This is a genomic window from Bifidobacterium sp. UBA744, assembly GCA_002298605.1.
Lineage (GTDB): Bacteria > Actinomycetota > Actinomycetes > Actinomycetales > Bifidobacteriaceae > Bifidobacterium.
Window position 1 is genome coordinate 4,180 of the sequence record DBKS01000014.1, and the last position, 3,397, is coordinate 7,576.

The 3,397-nt window shown below is 64.0% G+C and carries 3 protein-coding genes and 1 pseudogene; all 4 read left to right on the forward strand.

Annotation, left to right across the window (positions count from 1 at the left end; genetic code table 11):
* Positions 1-373: NAD(+) diphosphatase (locus B2994_RS01490; RefSeq protein WP_291526637.1), on the forward strand; the 373-nt coding region annotated here is incomplete at its 5' end.
* Between the two features lie 70 nt (positions 374-443).
* Positions 444-2,144 carry a L,D-transpeptidase family protein gene (locus tag B2994_RS01495; protein WP_291526638.1) on the forward strand — a complete coding sequence of 567 codons (1,701 nt, stop codon included), beginning with the start codon at positions 444-446 and terminating at the stop codon, positions 2,142-2,144.
* Positions 2,145-2,289: 145 nt separating this feature from the next.
* Complete coding sequence (gene gcvH, locus B2994_RS01500) at positions 2,290-2,691, forward strand: glycine cleavage system protein GcvH (protein ID WP_291526639.1); 402 nt, start codon at positions 2,290-2,292, stop codon at positions 2,689-2,691.
* A 17-nt stretch (positions 2,692-2,708) separates the two neighbouring features.
* Positions 2,709-3,397, forward strand: a pseudogene (locus B2994_RS01505) (ABC transporter ATP-binding protein); the annotation flags it as partial.

A 3,397-nucleotide genomic window follows, 5' to 3' on the forward strand; every position in this document is an offset into this window, starting at 1 on the left:
TGACCGTCTGATGCTGCAGCATAACGCTGCGTGGCAAGGCAACCTGTATTCCGTGTCCGCCGGGTTCGTGGAAGCCGGCGAGAACCTGGAGCACGCCGCGCGCCGTGAGGCCCTGGAGGAGACCGGCGTCACGCTTGGCGAGCTGCGCTACCTCGGCTCGCAGCCCTGGCCGTTCCCCGCCTCGCTGATGGTGGCGTTCAAAGGCCATGCGGTCACCGACGAGATCCATGTGGACAATGCCGAAACAACCGACGCGCGATGGATGACGCGCGACGAATATACCAATGCGTTGCTGGCCGGGGAGATGCAGGCGCCGGGCAAGGCGACGATCGCGCGGTACATGATCGAGGAGTGGCTGGGCCGTCAACTGTAGGCGCAGCAGGTATAGTTGGTGAGCAGTTCATGCGGTTTCGCATCCAGATAACAGTAAGCGGGGATAAGTCGTGACTGATACAGCGGGCAAGGGCTTTGACGCCGAGCGTACGCAGCGTTTTGATTTTCAGGTGAATGCGCAGCCGCCCGTGGAGCCGACTGCGCATGGCGCTCGATATGCCGCTCAGCATGCCGCAAGTGGAGACGGCGACCTCGATGTCGCCAGCTTCGCGGATTTCCAGGACTTTCAGGATTTTCGGGAAAGCCCCTCGCCGGCCGTCGCCGGCGGCGAGACCACTGCCTCCGTCAACAAGCGCCCAACCGGTCTGATCGTCGCGCTGTGCATCTTCGCCGTCCTGCTCGTCGTCGCTGTCGGCGGATTCTTCGGCGCCCGCGCGTATTTCAGTGATCGAGTGGCCCCGGGCGTGAGCTTCGGCGGCGTGAGCTTCACCGGCCGGAACGCTGGTCAGGCCAGGACGGTGGTCGAATCCAAAATCGCCGACTCCAAGGTCGCCATCGTCGGCACCGACGGCAAGTCGGTAACCGCCTCCCTCAAGGATCTGGGCGCTGACGCCGACGTGGACGCCACGGTGAACGCCCTGATCGGCGCCAAGTCAGGCGGCGGCCTCGTCGCGAGCCTCACGCGTCTCAACCCCTGGGCCAAGCAGGACGTGCCGCTGACCGTCACCACCGACAAGCAGACGCTCGCCAACTACCTGACCTCGCAGCTGGTCGACGAGTCGCAGCGCGCGGTTCCCGCCTCGGTGCGCTACGACGCCCAGGCGAAGACTTACACCGTTGTCGACGGGCGTGAAGGCCAAACCCCCGACGACAAGCCGGTTGAGGACGCGATCGCCGCGCTCGCGGCCGAACCCGGCGGCACGCGGCGCGCGAACGTGGACTACCTGTCGGTGTCCATGCCGATCACCGCGCAGACGGCCCGGCAGGCCGCGGACCAGGCCAACCAGCGCCTGAACGCCAAGTACGTGATCACCAACAGCCAGAAGAAGACGTTCACGGTGCCCGTCGAGGAAATCGCCAAATGGATCGGCTTCGAGTCGGATCCGGATGCGGGCACCATCACGCTGACATACGACGACGACGCGGTGTCCAGCTATCTCGCGTCCGTGCTGCCCGATGCGCTGAAGCAGGAGATGGTGAAGGAATCCATCGTCACCAACAAGGCCGGCCAGAAGATGAGCGTGGTGCGCGAAGGCAAGGACGGCATCACGGTCACCGGCACCGACGAGGCCGCCTCTCAGGTGGCCGCCGCGCTCAAGGATGGCACCGATGTCACGACCAGCGCGAAAGTCGATGTCGCCAAGTTCGAAACCGAATCCCGCACGGTCGACTACGACAGCCCCAACGGTGATCCGCATGTGGTCATCAATCTCAGCGAGCAGAAGGTCTACGCCTACAAAGGCACGACCTTGGTGAACACCTTCAACGTGTCGACCGGACTGAACACCCCCGGGCGCAAAACCGACAATGGCACCTTCTTCGTGCAGTCGAAGTACGACGTGAAAACGATGAAAGCCTGTGTTGACGGCGATTGCTACGAAACCCCGAATGTGCAGTGGTCCACGTTCTACAACGGTGGCGAGGCACTGCACGGAGCTCCCTGGAACGCCGCCGGCATCGCCTCCGGCACGCCCAAGTCGCACGGCTGCACCAATATGAACGTCGCCGACGCCAAATGGATCTACGACTTCCTGCCCATCGGCGCGATGGTGGAGGTGGTGGGCACCACGCCCGACGGAGCCGTTCGTTAGCGTGCGTGCAGGCCGGCGTGCAGGCGGGCGTGCGTGCCAGCATGCCCGCCCGTCCGTAAGCGCCCCTCCGGGAACGCGTTCGTAGGGGGGGCGGGAGTTTTCCGTGAGTTTCCGGATGGGCAGGCGCAAGTGTTATGGTGGCACTATGAGCGATGAGGACAACAAGCCGCTGAACCTTGACGTGCCCGAACACCTGAGCTATTCCGAAGACCACGTGTGGGTGGACCAGTCGGAAGGACTCGCCGTGGTGGGCGTCACCGAATACGCCGTGAACGAACTCGGCGATCTGGTGTTCGTGGATCTTCCGGAGCCCGGTACGAGGATCGAGGCCGGCGACGAGTTCATGGAGTTGGAATCCGCCAAGGCCGTCGCCCCGGTGATCGCCCCGGTGGCCGGCGTCGTCCGTTATGTCAATCCGGCAGTTTCCGATGACCCGGGCGTGATCAACAGCGATCCGTACGGCGAAGGCTGGCTGGTGAAAATCGAATTGGAAGACGACGAGCCGGCCCTGCTGGATGCTGCGGCCTACGCGAAGTTGATCAAATAGGGCTTACGCGGACGTAAATGGGCGTGGATCATATGAGCGGCAGAAAAAACACTGGGCATGACACCAGGAAGCCGATTCGCGCGCGGAGAACCACCACGATTTTCGATGCCGCCTCCTGGCGCGAGCGGATCGAGAACCAGACGGCTCTTGTGCGCGTAGGTCGCCGTCTCGTCACCCGCGGGTTCGGCCTGTGGGCCCTGCTGTCGTCGATGTTCACCAGGCGGTTGGGATGGTATCCGCGCGTGGAACCCTATGTCGGCTACGGCACCGAGGGCTATTCCCGGTTGATCTGCCGTACCGTTCTCGCACCGGAGCGGCGTGAGGCCGGTGTGCTGATGCGCGGCATCCGTGGCATGCTCGCCGTGCCGGCTCCCCATACCCAGGTGCGCATCCGTGTGGACGAGCGGCCGCTGGAAACCGTGCAGGTGGGCGTTTCCGAAGTGTATGACGAGGTGGATCCGTCGAAGGACCGGCCGAGCAGCTTCGCGATCAGCGACGATGCCGGGTACCTCGACCTGGTGGCCGAGCATCATCTGCAGCCCGGAAAGCACCAGGTGTCGTACAGCGTGAGGCGCCGTCGCGACGTCACCGCGCCGCTGTTCACCATACCCTCCACCGTCCAGGTGGGCATCATCTCCGATGTGGACGACACGATTATGATCACGCAGGCGCCCACGCTGTGGAAGGCCGCCTACAATCTGCTCCT

Bases quoted from the DNA above. Each gene is read 5' to 3' on its own strand.
- gcvH (WP_291526639.1), top strand. From the start codon at position 2,290: ATGAGCGATGAGGACAACAAGCCGCTGAACCTTGACGTGCCCGAACAC.